At 53.7% G+C, this 16,013-nt stretch carries 14 protein-coding genes and 1 tRNA gene; 3 read left to right on the forward strand and 12 right to left on the reverse strand.

All coding sequences use genetic code 11. The features are described from left to right. Positions 1-139: 139 nt before the first annotated feature. Together P8N76_13875 and P8N76_13880 are read right to left on the reverse strand one after the other, a co-directional pair. The gene (locus P8N76_13875; GenBank protein MDG2382754.1) at positions 140-556 is read right to left on the reverse strand and encodes a secondary thiamine-phosphate synthase enzyme YjbQ; all 417 of its coding nucleotides are present in this window, start codon (positions 554-556) and stop codon (positions 140-142) included. Between the two features lie 60 nt (positions 557-616). Further along, the gene (locus tag P8N76_13880; protein ID MDG2382755.1) at positions 617-1,963 is read right to left on the reverse strand and encodes a DUF1501 domain-containing protein; all 1,347 of its coding nucleotides are present in this window, start codon (positions 1,961-1,963) and stop codon (positions 617-619) included. Between the two features lie 327 nt (positions 1,964-2,290). Between P8N76_13880 and P8N76_13885 the strand changes: the two genes are divergently transcribed. Together P8N76_13885 and P8N76_13890 are read left to right on the forward strand one after the other, a co-directional pair. Beyond that, on the forward strand, positions 2,291-3,475 hold the full coding sequence (locus tag P8N76_13885; GenBank protein ID MDG2382756.1) for a phosphoglycerate kinase: 1,185 nt from the start codon (positions 2,291-2,293) through the stop codon (positions 3,473-3,475). 155 nt (positions 3,476-3,630) lie between these two features. Next, positions 3,631-4,458 (forward strand): TrmH family RNA methyltransferase, encoded by an 828-nt coding sequence (locus P8N76_13890; protein ID MDG2382757.1) that lies wholly within the window; start codon positions 3,631-3,633, stop codon positions 4,456-4,458. Here the strand turns inward: P8N76_13890 and folD are convergent, their stop codons facing one another. From folD to P8N76_13940, 10 genes are all read right to left on the reverse strand, one after another. Next, positions 4,459-5,337, reverse strand: a complete 879-nt coding sequence (folD, locus tag P8N76_13895; protein ID MDG2382758.1) for a bifunctional methylenetetrahydrofolate dehydrogenase/methenyltetrahydrofolate cyclohydrolase FolD — start codon at positions 5,335-5,337, stop codon at positions 4,459-4,461. It abuts the gene before it with no gap. A 74-nt stretch (positions 5,338-5,411) separates the two neighbouring features. Beyond that, positions 5,412-5,927, reverse strand: a complete 516-nt coding sequence (locus P8N76_13900; protein MDG2382759.1) for a phosphatidylglycerophosphatase A — start codon at positions 5,925-5,927, stop codon at positions 5,412-5,414. Between the two features lie 77 nt (positions 5,928-6,004). Continuing rightward, positions 6,005-6,358: a 4a-hydroxytetrahydrobiopterin dehydratase gene (locus tag P8N76_13905; GenBank protein ID MDG2382760.1), complete on the reverse strand. Its 354-nt coding sequence runs from the start codon at positions 6,356-6,358 to the stop codon at positions 6,005-6,007. A 114-nt stretch (positions 6,359-6,472) separates the two neighbouring features. Beyond that, on the reverse strand, positions 6,473-7,024 hold the full coding sequence (locus P8N76_13910; protein MDG2382761.1) for an HDIG domain-containing protein: 552 nt from the start codon (positions 7,022-7,024) through the stop codon (positions 6,473-6,475). Positions 7,025-7,090: 66 nt separating this feature from the next. Then, positions 7,091-8,881 (reverse strand): tetratricopeptide repeat protein, encoded by a 1,791-nt coding sequence (locus P8N76_13915; protein MDG2382762.1) that lies wholly within the window; start codon positions 8,879-8,881, stop codon positions 7,091-7,093. 162 nt (positions 8,882-9,043) lie between these two features. Further along, complete coding sequence (locus P8N76_13920; protein MDG2382763.1) at positions 9,044-10,627, reverse strand: aldehyde dehydrogenase (NADP(+)); 1,584 nt, start codon at positions 10,625-10,627, stop codon at positions 9,044-9,046. Between the two features lie 74 nt (positions 10,628-10,701). Further along, on the reverse strand, positions 10,702-11,559 hold the full coding sequence (locus tag P8N76_13925) for a fumarylacetoacetate hydrolase family protein (protein ID MDG2382764.1): 858 nt from the start codon (positions 11,557-11,559) through the stop codon (positions 10,702-10,704). A 267-nt stretch (positions 11,560-11,826) separates the two neighbouring features. Further along, positions 11,827-11,900, reverse strand: a tRNA-His gene (locus tag P8N76_13930). Positions 11,901-11,969: 69 nt separating this feature from the next. Beyond that, positions 11,970-12,767: a creatininase family protein gene (locus tag P8N76_13935; GenBank protein MDG2382765.1), complete on the reverse strand. Its 798-nt coding sequence runs from the start codon at positions 12,765-12,767 to the stop codon at positions 11,970-11,972. 170 nt (positions 12,768-12,937) lie between these two features. Then, positions 12,938-14,734 carry a DUF1570 domain-containing protein gene (locus P8N76_13940; protein ID MDG2382766.1) on the reverse strand — a complete coding sequence of 599 codons (1,797 nt, stop codon included), beginning with the start codon at positions 14,732-14,734 and terminating at the stop codon, positions 12,938-12,940. 141 nt (positions 14,735-14,875) lie between these two features. Between P8N76_13940 and P8N76_13945 the strand changes: the two genes are divergently transcribed. Beyond that, positions 14,876-15,991 carry a DUF3524 domain-containing protein gene (locus P8N76_13945; protein ID MDG2382767.1) on the forward strand — a complete coding sequence of 372 codons (1,116 nt, stop codon included), beginning with the start codon at positions 14,876-14,878 and terminating at the stop codon, positions 15,989-15,991. Positions 15,992-16,013 lie beyond the last annotated feature (22 nt).

The raw sequence follows: 16,013 nt of genomic DNA on the forward strand, positions 1-16,013 counted from the left end.
TGATGGGTTTGAGGATCATGTTGGGAGGTAACGGTCCGATCTTTTGCATTGGTTTAAAAGGAGGATTCATTCATGACTAGTTTGACAGATTAGATTCCGTCCCACAAATCGCGGCAGGAATTCGCCGTCGGATCGGATGTCAGTCGCCCATTACGGTCACGACAATTTCGCGATCTCGCGGTTTGACGTCACATTCCAGATGGAAAACCTGCTGCCATGTACCAAGTACTAGACGTTTGTCGCTGATGGGGATGTTGATCGAAGGACCGAGCCAGGACGCTTGCAAATGGGAATGTCCATTGCCGTCATGCCAGGCCTGTTCGTGTCCATAGGTTGGCGAAGGGGGAATCAGCTGATCCAAGATTTCTGGTAGATCTCGCTCCAGCCCCGGTTCGAATTCAATCGTCCCGATCGCTCCTGTACTGCCAACGTTAAAGACGTGGGCTGTGCCTGCCTGCACCGTACTGCGAGCCACAATGGCGGCCACTTGGCCGGTGATGTCTTGCATGTGCCGGTGACCACTGGTCGCGATGCGGAATCGTTCTTGAAAGACCATCTCTCTTTTCCCGTCGATAGCACGAACAGGATTCAATCGCGATTCGGTTGGGAATCGCAATCAAATCAATTCGGCAATCGGAGCTGCATCCGAGTCCACGAGATAACGCGGACGTCCGGTGAGATCATTCACGGTGGTGGCATCCAAATTAATTCCCAGGTTGTGGTATAACGTCGCAATGACCTCTTGGAAAGTGACGGGGCGATCTACGGCTTCGCCACCAATACGATCTGTCGCACCGATGACTTGTCCCGTCTTCATACCACCGCCAGCCAACAAGGCACAGGAAACGTTGGGCCAATGGTCTCGTCCTGCATTGTTATTGATCTTCGGTGTGCGTCCAAATTCACCCCAAACAACCACCGAGACATCTTGGTCCAAACCGCGTTCGTGCAGGTCGTCCACCAGTGCTGTGACGGCTCCATCCAACATCGGCATGTCCTGCTTGGCTCGCGTGAAATTTCCACCATGCCAATCCCAGCGACTGAAATTCAACGTGACGCAGCGTGCGCCCGCTTCGACTAAGCGTCGGGCGATCAGGAAGTTCTCGACCATCTTCGGCGCGCCATCCGCCCGTGGTTTTGGATCGCCTGTGCCGTAGCGCTCGGCGACCGATTTATCTTCACGAGAAATATCCAAGGCTTCAATCAGTTTTGACGAAGTCAGGACATCGAGTGCCTGATGCTGGAACGCATCCAAGCCGCGTACCATTCCAGCATGGTCGATGTCTCGTCGCAGTCGGTCGAAGGCGTGTAACAGCCCTTTGCGATCTTGCAGACGCTCTAGCGTGATCCCATTTAAGATCATGTCTTCTTTGCCGTCTGCCATCGGTCGGAAGGGGGCGTTTGGCACTCCTAAAAATCCAGGTCGCCCCGGATCTCCCCAAGGAACGTGACTCGTCTTGTAGCAAAGACTTACGTAAGGGGGAACGTTCGGATCCACGGGGCCTTGAAGTTGTGAAAGCGTAGAACCCACCGACGGCCATCCACCGCTGGGGGAAGGTGTTTCACGGCGACCGGTCATGCATTGGAATGCTGCATGCCGTCCCGACGCACCAACAATCGAACGAATCGGCACGAAGCGATCCATGCGCTGAGCGATCTTTGGAAACAGTTCGCAAATTTGAATTCCTGATACGCTGGTCGAAATGGGCTGCAGAGGTCCGCGGATTTCCGAAGGCGCCTCGGTCTTGATATCCCACATATCTTGATGGGGAGGTCCGCCCGGCAAGAATATCATGATTACGGCTTTATGAGATCGTTGAATGCCGGCCTTGGCTTCGGCCCGCAACAACTGTGGCAGTGACATGCCGCCCATCACCATGCCACCGATCTTCAAGAATCCTCTTCTTGAAACACCATCACAAAAAGCAGATCGGCGACTAGCATTTCCCAAGATATTCAACATCTGTGGACTCCTGCTTCGGTACGATGCTTCTTTCACGGCGGATCCGCGAACTCGGGACTCTGCCCACGAAACGCACTTTAAAAAATATATCAAAAACCGTTGAAAGGTACAATGAAACGGTGATCCGGACTTCCCTGAGAAGGGCTCTGGAAGGGGGGGCCCCGCTTGCCGTCCGAGCTGGCAGGGAAACGCTGTAGGGTCAGTTTTTACCGAGCAAATCTGGAATTGGGCCCGTTCATGGATCCCTATTCACTTGCTAGGATGAGAGGCAGAGTGCCTAGAAAAAAATCAGTGACTAGAATTTCGAATCGATGGAAAACTTTAACGATGGCTAAGAAGACAATTGCCGACGTCGATGTTGACGGTCAGAGTGTGTTGATGCGAGTCGACTTCAATGTGCCGCTGGATGAGCAAGGAAAGATCACCGATGACCGGCGAATTCGCATGGCGTTGTCTTCGATCAATTCTGTGTTGGAGCGTGGTGGCAGTGTGATTTTGATGAGTCATTTGGGGCGACCGAAAGGTGAGCCAAAGTCTGAATTCAGCTTAAAGCCCGTGGCGGAACGCCTTGGCGAGTTGATGGATGCAAAAGTGGTTTTCGCGACGGATACGGTAGGGGAAGACGCATCAGTCAAAGCAAAGTCGTTACAATCCGGCGAGGTTTTGTTATTGGAAAACGTGCGTTTTAACTCGGGTGAGAAGAGTGGTGACGCAGCCTTTTCACAAGCCTTGGCCGAGATGGCCGACATCTATTGCAACAACGCCTTTGGTACTTGCCATCGCAAAGACGCGTCGATGTACGCTGTGCCGGTTGCGATGGGCGACAAACCGAAAGTTGTCGGTTTCTTGGTTGCTCGAGAAATCCAGTATCTCAGCGATGTGATTGCGAATCCTGAACGACCTTTTGTTGCTATCTTGGGTGGAGCAAAGGTATCGGACAAGATCAAGGTTATCGAAAATCTGTTGAGTGTTTGCGATAAGATCTTGATCGGTGGTGCTATGGCATACACCTTCTCGCTTGCTCGCGGTGGCTCGGTTGGCAAGAGTCTTGTGGAACCCGACAAAGTCGAGTTGGCAAGTTCCTTGATTGCGCAGGGGGGCGACAAACTTGTTTTGCCAGTTGACACTCATTGCGGAGATGATTTCTCCGCGAGTTGCAACAAGCTAGTTGTTGCGGCAGGTGAAATTCCGGATGGTTTTGAAGGATTAGACATCGGTCCGAAGACAGCCGAAATCTATCAAGAAATCGTCAAGTTAGCCAAGACCGTTGTCTGGAATGGTCCGATGGGCGTTTTTGAAATGCCTCCTTTTGACGCAGGGACGAAGGCTGTTGCGGAAGCGATTGCTGACGGCGACTCCACCAGTATCATTGGTGGTGGCGATAGTGCGGCTGCGATCCAGCAATTAGGATTTGCCGAGCGAGTAACGCATGTGAGCACTGGCGGCGGAGCCAGCCTCGAGATGTTAGAGGGGAAACCATTTGCCGCGGTGGATATTCTGGACGAAGCGTAATGCATCTGGTGGAGAACGCGATCGTCTCATCGGGTAATTTGGTGTTGGGCAACGGTTCTGATTGGTCCGCTCCAGCTTGGAATGGAGTCGCGGAGTGTTGAGCCCTGCCGACGCAGGGCGACGGTTATCCGCGAATCAACAGATAGGTGAGCGTCGTGTCCAACTACGAGCGAATTACAAGTCCGCAGAATTCCAGGTTGAAGAATGTAATTCGTTTGCGCCAACGAAGGGGCCGAGAGCGACAACAGCGAATCCTGATTGATGGATTACGGGAAATTGATCGTGCGATTCGTGCTGGAGTTGAGCTTCACGAGTTGTTTGTCGCTGAAACGTTTTGGGATTCAGAGGCTGGATCGTTATTGGAGACAGTTTCAACCCAGACTCAGGTCCTATTGCTCCCGGAGCAATTGCTCGGACGCATCGGGTACGGTGAGCGTAACGAGGGTCTGGTGGCGGTCGCCACAGCCCCCTCCAGGACATTGGAGCAGCTTGATCTGCCGGCTCTTCCGTTGATCGCGGTGCTGGAGGGCGTGGAGAAACCAGGGAATGTGGGAGCCGTCGTGCGTAGCGCCGATGCGGCAGGCCTTGATGCAGTGGTCGTCGTTGATGGGGTGACCGACCTGTTTAACCCCAACGCGATTCGCGCTAGTTTGGGGACGCTCTTTTCCATGCCCGTCTGTGCGACCAGCAGTCAGGAGTTGATTGCCTGGTTGGAGCACTCGAAGCTTCGAGTGGTTGTTGCCCGAGTGGACGGTGCTGAGTTGTACGATGAATGCGAATACCGCGGTGGAACGGCCATTGTGCTCGGCAGCGAAGCGAACGGAGTCAGCCAGCGTTGGAAAGCTGAGGATTTCAAGGGTATCAAGCTGCCGATGGAAGGTGTGGCAGATAGCTTGAACGTGTCGGCGACGGCAGCTGTGATTTTTTACGAAGCCAAGCGCCAACGTCGATTAACCGTCTCGAGAGGGTCGGTTGTCGAGTGATTAGACGATTTGTAGTTCGGCAGCGGTCAGCGTGTTTCGTAACAGCATGGCCACGGTGAGTGGGCCGACGCCTCCGGGTACCGGTGTCAGGTGTCCGGCCACTTCGCTAACGGCTTCGAAATCCACGTCGCCAACGAGTCCTTCGTCCGTTCGGTTGATGCCGACATCAATCACGGCGGCTCCGGGTTTTACCATCTTCGCAGTGATCAGTTTCGGCTGCCCCACGGCAGCCACCAGGACATCCGCCTGCCGTGTTACTTGGGCCAGATCGGATGTGCGACTATGACAGATCGTTACCGTAGCGTTGGCACCGTCGCTACCGAGTGTTGAGTTGCGTTGCACCAGCATCATTGCCAGCGGCTTACCGACAATGTCGCTTCGCCCAACGATCACGATGTGTTTGCCGCAAATAGGGATTTCACTACGGTGTAAGATCTGTTGCACACCATGAGGTGTACAGGGCAAGAAGCGAGGTCGCCCTTGGGCGATGCGCCCAACGTTTTCTGGGTGAAAGGCATCGACGTCTTTCCAGGGGCTAATTGCATCGAGAACAACCGAGGCATCGATTTGGTCGGGCAGTGGCAGTTGAATCAGAATGCCATGGACGTCGGCTGCCTTGTTCAGTTTGTCGACAAGTTGTAATAATTCATCTTGGGTCGTTTCTTGCGAAAGTCGGTGCATTTGGCTTTCGATACCGACTCGTTCACAGGCTTTTTGTTTGTTGCGCACGTAGACTTGACTCGCCGGGTCCTGTCCGACAAGGACTGCGGCAAGCTTGGGAACGACGTCGTTGTTTTCAATGAACTCCACGACCTCATCAGCCAGTTCAAGTTTGATCTGATTAGCGATGGATTTTCCGTCCAGTAGTTGGGCACTCACGACGCAATTCCTTGTGGCAATCGTTGGTTCAACAGCAAATCAGTCGACATCTTATCTCACGTGATCGGTCTGCGTCACCCTCCCAGGACAAAGCGCGTCAGGAGGTGCAGTGACAGACAGGAGTAGAATCCTGCCACCACATCGTCAAGCATAATTCCGGTGCCACCCGGTAGTTGTTCGATTTGCCGGGCAGGCGGTGCCTTGGAGATATCGAAGAGACGATGCAAGACGAAGCCAACGATTAGCACACTGGGACGAGACATAAGTTCGATGGGAATCAGGAAAAACGTGATCGGTACGGTAACGATTTCATCCCAAACTACGGGCCCTGGATCCTTCATCTTCAATTCTGCGGCGGCGCGAGTACACATCGGAATTCCCACCAAGATCAGGAGTACGATGATGGTAATTTGCACAGGCACAAACGGGATGTGATTGATCCCCCATGCCAGCGGAATTCCCCAGAGGGTCCCGACCGTTCCGGGAGCGAAAGGTGAGAAACCGAAGCCAAGTCCTGTGGCAATCCAGAGCAGGAGACTTTTCTTCTTGGGACGGTCGCTCTCCGACTCAGGGGGCGGCGTGTTGGTCATCGAATATCCCTTTGTCGGAGCGATGAGAGGAGTTTCGTCTCTGGGTTTCCTGCCAACAGTATTCCAGCGGATTGGTTTTACTTCGGCGCTACTTTGTCAATCTTCGCCGCGAGAATAAAGTCGTTTTCGCTGAGTCCACCGATGGCGTGCGTCCAAAGCTCGATTGAGACGTTTTTGTATCCAACAAGGTGGAGGTCGGGGTGGTGACCATCGTCCTCGGCAATTTCGGCCACCCGGTTGAAAAAGTCTAGTCCTGCCATGAAGTTTTGGACGGTCCAATCTTTGCGGATTCGTTGTCCGCCTTCGGTCAGGTACCAGCCATCTAGGATGGCCAGTTGCTGTTCTGCCGCCGGCAGAGTGCAAGGTTCGACACCGCCTTCACACGGCTTGCATTTTTTACCGATTAATTGTTCCGCAGCTTGGATTTCCATGATGATTCCTCGTTATGCTGGGGTGGTCGTGGGGTTGGAAATTAACCTTTGTTCACATTGTGCAGCATTATTTCGCGGTCTCGAGGAATGTCAATCAGGTAGATCGGATCATTGTTAGAAGCCGAGCTCTGCAGCGATTGGGGTCATCGCATCGATGACGAATTGAATATGTTCGTCGAGGGGTTCTCCCAAATCCTCAGCACCGCGGAGGATGTCGTCCCGATTCACAGCTGCCGCAAAACTTTTCTGTTTCAGCTTCTTCTTGACGCTCTTTGCTTTCATGCCTTGAAGGCCTTCAGGGCGGATTCTGGCCGTTGCAGTCACAAAGCCGGCCAATTCATCGCAGGCATAAAGAGTTTTGTCGAGTGCTGAATTTCGGGGGCAATCCGGCAAATAATCGGCATGGGACTTGATCGCGTAGATCACCTTAGGCGGGTAGCCGAGTTCGGTCAGGATCGCCGCGCCTTTGAGAGGATGATCGGGCGGATTGGGCCAGCGTTCATAGTCAAAGTCATGTAGCAATCCGACAATACCCCATTCGTTTTCGTCTTCGTCGTATTTTCGGGCGTAAGCCCGCATCGCCGCTTCGACGGCCAGCATGTGACGGCGGAGCGACTCGCTGTCGGTGTATTGGTGGACAAGTTCAAGAGCGTCTTGGCGATTCATGGGCTCGCATGAGTCGGAGGTTTAATCGTCGGAGGTTTAATCGTCGGAGGTGATAAAACCGCATTTTCAATCGTCGCTGGTGGTAGGGGCATCCTGCGAGTTGGTTGTCGCTTCCTCGACGGATTTTGATTCTTTCGGATCCGGATCTTTGGTTGTGTCATTCAATCCGGCTTCTTCGATCGTTGTTTCCTCGTCTAAGCCGGCGTCACTCAGATCGGATTCGGCGTCTTCGGCGAACGCGCTTTGCTGCTCGCGCCAGGGTTTCTTTTTGCGGTAGTTTTCCAGTTCGCGAGCCAGTTGATCTTCTTCGGGATCAAGTTCGACAGCCTTCGTCGACCATTTCAATGCTTCTTCAAAGTTTCCCAGCTCCGCGTATGCAGCCGCCAGTGTGCTTAGGATATGAGCTTGTTGGTATTGTGTCACATCACAAGCCTTTTCTGCCAATTGCAGTGCTTGCTGACCATTTCGTAACTCATCAATTGTCGAGGTAGCGCGAATCCAAGCCAGATTGTTAAGTAGGCCACTGTCTTTCGGCTGTTGCTGCAGTGCCGCTTCATAGTCGGCGATCGCTTCCTTTTGCTTTCCCATGCTGAGATACGAATCACCGCGACGTCGGAGAGCAATCTGTTGTTTGGGGTCGGAGCTCAACACCTCATCGTACAACTCGATCGCTCTTTTGGGTTCTTTCGCTGCGTCGTAATAGGAGGCCATTTGAAGTTTAAGGTCGATGCTGTCGGGGTTTTGTCTCAACAGCGATTGCAGGTCGCCGATGGCTTCATCAAATTTCCCCTGCGCTGCCCCAATCACACTGCGCAGCAAAATGGCTTGAGGCATGTTCGGCTGCAGTTTCAGCACGCGATCGACATCGCCTTCAGCGAGATCATATTGAGATTCGCTTGCTCGCATTCTGGCGCGGGTCATGAGTGCAGCGATATCTTTTGGCGCGATTCGGATTGCTTGGTTAAGGCTCTCGATCGCCTCCGTGATCTTGCCATTTTCCTCCAGGATTTGCGCTTTTAAAGCGTAGGGAATCGAGGATGATGGTTGGGTGATAATCACTTGGTCCAGATGTTCGAGAGCCTTGTCGAATTGTTTCATCTGCTTGAATGCTTGCGCCACGCCTTGATGGGCCGAAAGATCTTTTGGGTCATTTTCGAGGAGAGTTTGGAAATCCTCCAATGCTTTTTCGTAATCTCCTTGCGTTAAGCGGTAGAGGCCACGTCCTCGCCAGGCTGGCATATTTCGTGGGTCGAGTTCAATGGCCTGGTTGAAATCGGCAAGCATTAACTCAGGTTTCTCTGCCAAACCACCTCGGACGACGAGCGCCTTCGAGAGTTGTTCCGGTTCAGCCGCCAATAATTCGATGGCCTGGTTAGCCGCTTGTTTGGCCGTTTTGCGATCGCCACCTGGTAGAGCTTGCAACTTGGCAATCAGCAACTGGGCGCTTCCCATCTTGGGGTCGATCTCGATGACTCGATTGAGATCCTTCATGGCGAGCCGTCTGGCTGCCGGCCAACGTGGGTCGATTGGGCGTTGGTCAAAAATCAGTCGTCCGAGTCGTGAAGCGTGTTCGTAGAGCGTTGCGGTCAGCAGGCCGTGGGCATAGGTCTTGTTCTCATCATCCAGACCTTTTTCGAGTGCTGACTCACATAATTCGATGGCGGATTCAAGATCTGCCATATTTTTTGCGGTGAGCTTCTTGAGGGTTGCCTCATCCAGATCTTCTTGACCGGGACCCTCCGCCCACGCCTGGGGAGCGAGGCAGCACATGCAGCAGATCAAGAATAGGGAACGGAGCAGATGACGGTGCATCGATATCGCTGGATAGTGGAGTGACAATGGGTGTAAGATGGACATGGATAGCTCCCGGAAGATTGGCGTCGACAACACTTGCCATCAAGACTGTAACCGTCGCGGCATGACCCCTGCTCGCCGGCCCATTATGCCGCAGTGCCGCTTGCAAGGCTATCCGAATTCAACGGCTGAAGCTGTGGAGTCGCGGTAAATTCTTGGTTGGTGTTAAGCAGGAACGTCGGATTGTGTCCAGTTTCCGTCCACATGGCGCCACATTGCCCCATTGGGATTTTTGTCTCGTAGGCAAGTGGGCAAACGGTGGTTACGTACATTGTCATAGCAATGCAAGGCGGCAAATCGGTGAATTGAGGCGGGAATCCCAACTGCCGTGAAGCCTGGATGTCCGGTGGCGGGAAAGGGTCCGCCATGATTCATTGCGGCAGATACGGCGACTCCGGTTGGCATTTTGTCATTTAGCAATCGGCCGACTCGCGTTCTTAGTTGCGCCGCGAGGCGGTCGTAGGCTCCATCATCCGCTCCTTGGGAATCCGAGTAGATGCAGCCTGTCAGGTTGCCTTCAAAAGAGCTCACAATCTTGGCCGCTTGCTCTTCGTTATCAGCGACAATGACGAGAGAGCAGTTTCCAAAGGCTTCCGTTTGGAACGTTTCGCTTGCCTGGAGGTAGTCGCTACCGGTGAGCTTCAAAAGGGTATTGGGGCAGCTGTATCCACTGGGAGCAGTTGCAGTGCCCGCAGCCAATTTTTGGGCGCCTTCTTGTTCGAGAACATGAATACTGGCAACCAAGTTTTCTTGGACGCTTTTTGACAATAATATTCCGGCAGGTGCGGATTGGTATTGTTGCTGCAAGCGATCGAGAAATCCGTCTGTCTGTTCACCTGCCATCAAGACAGCGATGCCAGGGCTCGTGCAGAACTGACCGGTTCCCATCAATCCGCTCGCTGCCAATTCGTCAGCGATTTCATTGCCTCGTTCAGAAACGGCACCCGGCAGGATGAACACCGGATTGACACTTGAGAGTTCCAGGTAGATCGGCTTACCCACTTTGTCTGCGGCCGCCTTCAGTTTGAGACCGGCACTGCGACTGCCGGTGTAGCCGGTAGCCCCATTCCGCGGATCTGCGACGAGTCGTTCACCGTCGCTATGAGATAATCGGTAGATCAGTTGCACGGTCGCAGGTGGCATGTCGGTTGCTTGGATCGCATCCAAAGCTGCTTCGGCGAACAGTCGTGTGGTTGCGGGATGGGAGGAATTTGCTTTTCCAATAATGGGGTTGCCGGCAGCGAGAGCGGCTGCGGCGTCACCGCCTGAAACGCTGCCGAAAGCGAAGGGGAAATTGTTGGGACCGAACACGCACACGGGGCCCAGTGGACCATAGTGGGATCGTATGCCGGCTTTTGTGTCGATCGTGGCAGTGGTCCAGGAACCGTCTCGCGTGGCGGCTGCTGCAAGTCGTAATTGATGGGTCGTTCGAGGTAATTCGACGTTAGCCAATCGGGGTGCCTTGGGGAGCGCCGTTTCCTGATGGGCGGTTTCCACCAGCGCTTCGCTGCGATTCTCAATTTGCGAGGCAAAGTTTTCCAGGAACGTTGCAATTTGTTCCGCCGGTAGTTTTTTCAACTGGTCAGCAGCAGTCGTTGCCGCGTCGAGAGCCATTTCGCAATCTTGCCATTTGCTGATCGGATAGGCTTCGGGGATGGTCTCGCCCGTTTGCGGGTTGTGGGCACAAAAAGTGTCAGTGGATTCTGCGGGCCGCCACTGACCATCGATCAAAACAAGTTGACTGCTCATGCGTCGGATTCCTTGGCGCGTGAAAGGCAAATTAGGGAAAGAAAGATTGATGGCGCGTGGCGCCTTGTCCGGATTTATCCCTGCACAACGAGGTTCTTAAGCGTGCCAACACCATCCATCGAGATGGCAACTTCATCACCAGCTTGCAACGTAAAGGAGCTGTCGGGCACGATGCCGGTGCCGGTCAATAAAAACACCCCTTGGGGAAACGAATTGTCGCGTCCGAGCCACTGAATAAGGTCTTCGAACGATCGGGCCATTTCCGCGACGCTCGTCGATTCCTCGAAAACAGATCGCGATTCTCGTGTGACCTCGAGTTTAATACCAATTTCTTGCCGCGGGGGCATCGCTTCGGTCAAAGTGATGCAAGGACCTAGGCTGCAGCAGTGGTCATAGACTTTCGCCTGCGGCAAGTAGAGCGGATTTTCACCCTCAATATCTCGGCTACTCATGTCATTGCCGATGGTGAAGCCGACAAGTTCCAGACGGGAGTTGAGCACCAGCGTTGCCTCGGGCTCAGGCACATTCCAGTGCGAATCCTCTCGGATGCGGACCGTTGCATTTGGGCCGACCACTCGATGGGGGGTGGCCTTCATGAAGAGTTCCGGTCGATCTGAGACGTAGACTCGATCGTAGCAGGAGGCTGCTGCTTCGGACTCTTCCATCCTGGCAGCCTTACTCCGTTTGTAGGTCACTCCCGCCGCCCAAACTTCTTGAGAGTCGATGGGAGGCAGTAGTTTGACATCTTCGAGATTGACCTGGGTTGAGTCGTCTCGCAGGAAGTCGATAAGTGGATGGAGATCGTCAGCTTCGAGCAATTCGGCGAGTGATTTTACGTGACCCGACTCGAATCTGAGTGGATGAACCACGTTATCCGTCGCGACGCCAACCGATTGTCGGCCGTCTCGGCCTTCGTATTTATACAGTTGCATGATGAACCTCAGTGCGTTGTTCGTGTGGCATCATACTGTCTTGAGGACAGGGTGGGGTAGGACTGCGCACCGGAGCGACCCACAAATCCAGGCTGGTTCATGGGCCGATTGATCGGTGATCCGTGGTTTCTGCCCGATCAGCAGGAGCAGGCAGCCGACTCTCCCTCAAAAGGTTGTTGGCGATCGCCTTTTCCATCGGATCTTTGCAGGCTCACCGTTCCCGAGAGCGCACAAAGAAGCTCGACGGTTTGGGCCGTCGAGCGAAGGGGTGGCTGACGGGGCTCGAACCCGCGACTTCCAGAGCCACAATCTGGTGCTCTAGCCAACTGAGCTACAGCCACCACGAAGTAACCAAGGAGTGTACGCAACCTGGCCGTTTCGGTCAACGGCCCGTCGTGCGGAGGCGGGTATCAGTCGCCGGTCGGGGCTGTCACAAAAGGAAATGCATCGTCGAGATCTGCCTCCGACAGTTCTACCAAAAATGGGGCGAGTCGCTCGACGATCACCTCCATCAGCTGTTTCCCCTTCTCCGCCGTCGCTTGGTGCGGGTAGGCGGCCCCGGAATTGGTGGTCAGCAAGTGCCAGGGTCGCGTGATGGAGACCCAGCCCTCTTGCAACGCTTTAAATCGTAAAGGGGTGGTTCGGCCATCATCCGCATCGAGCGATCCATCTGCACTTTTTCGGACGAGATCCGGGAAATAGGCTAATCCGAACGAGGTTTCCATTTCTCCCGCATGGTCCTCGGCATGGTCGAAGATTTTGTCGTATTCCTCGGCAAGTGCGTGATACCAGTTGCAGAGAAAAAGATGGGCTTCTGTTTTTCCGTAAAGCTGCCGCAGCAGCGGCTTCATCTCGTTGCCTCCGTGGCTGTTCAGAAGCACGACCTTGCGAATGCCGCTTTTGACAAGTGATTCGACGAGATCTTCGATGACTGCAAACAGTGTTTGGGGATTTAGATTCATCGCCAAGGGGAATTCACGCAGATTGGTTTCGGTCCCGTAGGGGATTGTGGGCAGAAGGACAACTTTTCCACCTTGCTCATGTGCTGCGCGACAAATGTGCTCGCCAACGATCCGACCTTCCAGCACATCTGTACCATAAGGCAAATGCAAGTTGTGGGGCTCTGTTGCTCCCAGCGGCAACACGGCCACTTCATACTTCTGCTGTTTGACGGTTCCGTAAGAGGTTTTCAATAGATTCCACGACATGATTGACTCCATCGACGGTAAGTTGCTGCAGGGTCGGTTGCTGCCGATTGAACAGGGCATTGTCGGGTTTGAGGTAAAGCGGACCAAGAGGGTAGGTCGACTTTTTTCCGAATCGGTATCGGCGGATGAGACGGGTCGTGAGAAGGAAAGCGACCATGCTCGTCACAGCATCATTCGGACTTATTTTGCAGCATCTCTTGTAATTGCTGCTGGCCTGCCGGGGTCACCTTGGTTCCCGATAGATCGACTTCGCGGAGATTTGCGTGGTTGTGCAGATGTCGAATTCCCTCATCGCTGACTTCGGTTCCGGTCAGCCAGAGAATCTTGAGATTGGGGAATTTGGCAATCATGCTGAGGGCGTCGTCGTTGATGTTGGTGTGCGATAGATCGAGATCTTCCAACTGGAGAGCAGGCGCGAGTCTGGCCACCGTTTCGTTTCCAATTTGAGTCTGTTCAAGGCTCAACTGAATCAGGGATTCTGCGGTTGGTAAATGAGTTGTTCCCAGGTCGCTGATCTTTGTTCCTTTTAGATCCAGCCAGACGAGCTTTTCGAGTCGCTCAACTGCTTGGAGGCCTCGGTCGGTGATATGCGTCGATCCGAACGCTAGATTGTGCAATCTGACTGAGGGGTCGAGCATCAATAAGTCGGAGTCGTCGACGTTGAGGAAGTCATGATATTGTTGGTCGATCTGACTGGGATTGTCGTCTACGAGTTTTGCCAGAGCATTCGCTTTCGTCTCTGGGGCATAGACGCTTGTGATGTAATCGATGAATGCTGAGCGACGTTGGTCGTCTTTGCCGTTCATGAAAAAGTGGGTGAGTCCGGCGGCTTGGCTGTAGAGCTTACGGATCTGAGGGTCTTGTTGCAGGTCGATACGTCCCAAGGCTGCGAAGCGATCGAAGGGCACATAAAAACTTTCTCTGAGAAAGCGGTATCGTGCGAATTGCAGGCGATCTGACTCAATCCCACCCAGTGAAGCCAGGTTGTTTGAATTCTTGAGAGACTCCATGTAGAGGGCGATTCCCTCAACCACCCAGAAGTGTGCTGTTTCGCCAACCCGCGATGGAGTGCGTTTTTTTTCTTGGAATAATTGATGGGTTGCTTCGTGACGCCAAGTCGATTGATTGGATTCATCACCAAAGAAAAAGGCGGTACGAGACGGGGCGTGATAATAGCCGAGCGTCATCTGAGCGTTGGGCTCTATCGCCTTCACGAATTCCGTATATTGAATCCGATCACGGAAGAGCACGACTTGGTGCTTGGCTTTACTTCGCAGCGTGAGAGGGCGACCAGTGAGGGCTACTTTGAGCGCAGCAGGACGACTCCAATAGTCAAAAAACAATTGTCGCCAAGCCGAATTCAGCTCTTCGAGTGTATCGGCCAGCTTCTTACCCGCGGCTTCGCCTCTGTTGGTCGTAATACGAAAATTGGGCGTGTCGATTTGCAGGTAGCTGCCAGTTTTCCAACCGTATTTGGGATGGGTGCGTTGTCCTGGACGAATGCGGGCCGCTCGGTTTTTCGGCATGTTTAACAGGCGGGTAGCCTCTTTGTGATCCGGGATGTAACGCAGGACCTCGTGAAGCCATCGGTACGCCTGCCCAGCCTCGTCTGCTTGGATCGAGCGAACGGCGAGTTGAAAAATCTTTTCACCAAAGATCTGTTGAACTCTGGCTAATGCCGCATCATCCACCGCAGGTTGATTTGAGTCGTCGCCTGGCGGAATGAATAGATACAGACGCGAAGGATCTGTCGGGAGCAGTGCCTTGCGACGGTGTTCACGCTGAGTCTCGTTTTGACTCGCTTCAATGAGACTGTGAATTGCCTTGTTGAATTGTTGGTTCAGCCGTTTTCGAGCCTCGCTGGGCGCTTCATCAGCGTGGGCCGGAATGGCGGGCGCTAAACATGCGCCGATCATCAAGCTGATCATGCCTGTGAGAAACGGATCTTTGACTCGTGTCGTTGCCAACCAAAGCTCTCCTGCCGTTCCAAGATTGAAACGTCTGCCGTTGCCCCTTATCGCCGTTGCCCCTTACCTCAGTGTACACTGCCCGCACTGGATTGGGTGGTTGGGTTGCCTTGGTACGAATTGAGATTCACGGGTGAGGACATGCGAATTCTCGCGATTGAGCCCTATTTTGACGGTAGCCACCGAGCTTTCCTGGAAGGGTGGCGGGATCATAGTCGTCATGATTGGACGGTGCTTGATCTGCCAGGCTACAAATGGAAATGGCGGATGCGCCACGCGAGCTTGACCCTGGCGAAGCGTGTTGACCAACATGTGGACGAGGGTTGCGAGTGGGATTTGCTGTTCTGCAGCGACATGTTGAACCTGCCGGAAATGTTGGGCATGTCGAGGCGACTCCCCCGTGATTTGCCATCGGTTGTCTATTTTCATGAAAACCAGCTCACCTATCCCTCGCGACAGCCTCGTGACTATCAGTACGCCTACTCGAATTTCTTGTCCGCTTCACGAGCAGATCGAGTTTGGTTCAACTCAGAATTCCACCGAAATGAATTTCTGGACGCAATTCGTGAATTCTTGCGGAAAATGCCTGACTTTCAGCATCTGGAGGCGGTGGATGCGATTCGTCAGAAGTCCGCCGTCCAGAGCCCTGGAATTGGCGTCTGGGACACAAAGTCCCGCCAATTGGGGACGGCGCTGAGGATTTTGTGGTGCGCACGTTGGGAACACGATAAGAATCCGGATCAGTTTTTTGAGGCGATTCGTCGGTTAAAAGCCGCTGGGCACCCTTTTCGACTTGGGGTCATCGGGCCCTCCTATCGGGAGATTCCTGGCTGTTTTGACAAGGCACGGGTTGAGTTTGAGGCTGAGATTGATCACTGGGGCTATCAATCCTCTGCATCCGACTACCGGAATGTCCTGGGTTGGGCGGACGTGGTGGTCTCGACCGCAAATCACGAGTTTTTTGGGATGAGCGCCGTCGAAGCGATCTCAGCAGGTGCTTTGCCATTACTTCCACAACGTCTTGCCTATCCGGAGGTTGTGGGCGCGGACGACCGCGATGTGCAACGCGAACATTTCTATATGGGGGCGTCGGCAGAGCTTGCGGCGCGCCTCGGGAAATTAGTGGGTCGTCACGAAACGGGGCAACTTTGGTCGGGAACCCGTGAAACGCTCCAGACGCGGATGCAACATTTTGCTTGGTCCGAGCGATCGCTTGAAATGGACAATTCTTTGGCTCAATTAGGAGCGATTGAGTAAGTTCTTCGCAGATCTTTCTCGG

This window comes from Pirellulaceae bacterium, assembly GCA_029243025.1.
Classification (GTDB): Bacteria; Planctomycetota; Planctomycetia; order Pirellulales; family Pirellulaceae.

What these genes read in the sequence shown, in the direction of transcription:
- P8N76_13875 (MDG2382754.1), bottom strand. Translation starts at nt 556, where the DNA reads ATGGTCTTTCAAGAACGATTCCGCATCGCGACCAGTGGTCACCGGCAC.
- P8N76_13880 (MDG2382755.1), bottom strand. Translation starts at nt 1,963, where the DNA reads ATGTTGAATATCTTGGGAAATGCTAGTCGCCGATCTGCTTTTTGTGAT.
- P8N76_13885 (MDG2382756.1), top strand. Translation starts at nt 2,291, where the DNA reads ATGGCTAAGAAGACAATTGCCGACGTCGATGTTGACGGTCAGAGTGTG.
- P8N76_13900 (MDG2382759.1), bottom strand. Translation starts at nt 5,927, where the DNA reads ATGACCAACACGCCGCCCCCTGAGTCGGAGAGCGACCGTCCCAAGAAG.
- P8N76_13905 (MDG2382760.1), bottom strand. Translation starts at nt 6,358, where the DNA reads ATGGAAATCCAAGCTGCGGAACAATTAATCGGTAAAAAATGCAAGCCG.
- P8N76_13910 (MDG2382761.1), bottom strand. Translation starts at nt 7,024, where the DNA reads ATGAATCGCCAAGACGCTCTTGAACTTGTCCACCAATACACCGACAGC.
- P8N76_13915 (MDG2382762.1), bottom strand. Translation starts at nt 8,881, where the DNA reads ATGTCCATCTTACACCCATTGTCACTCCACTATCCAGCGATATCGATG.
- P8N76_13920 (MDG2382763.1), bottom strand. Translation starts at nt 10,627, where the DNA reads ATGAGCAGTCAACTTGTTTTGATCGATGGTCAGTGGCGGCCCGCAGAA.
- P8N76_13925 (MDG2382764.1), bottom strand. Translation starts at nt 11,559, where the DNA reads ATGCAACTGTATAAATACGAAGGCCGAGACGGCCGACAATCGGTTGGC.
- P8N76_13935 (MDG2382765.1), bottom strand. Translation starts at nt 12,767, where the DNA reads ATGTCGTGGAATCTATTGAAAACCTCTTACGGAACCGTCAAACAGCAG.
- P8N76_13945 (MDG2382767.1), top strand. Translation starts at nt 14,876, where the DNA reads ATGCGAATTCTCGCGATTGAGCCCTATTTTGACGGTAGCCACCGAGCT.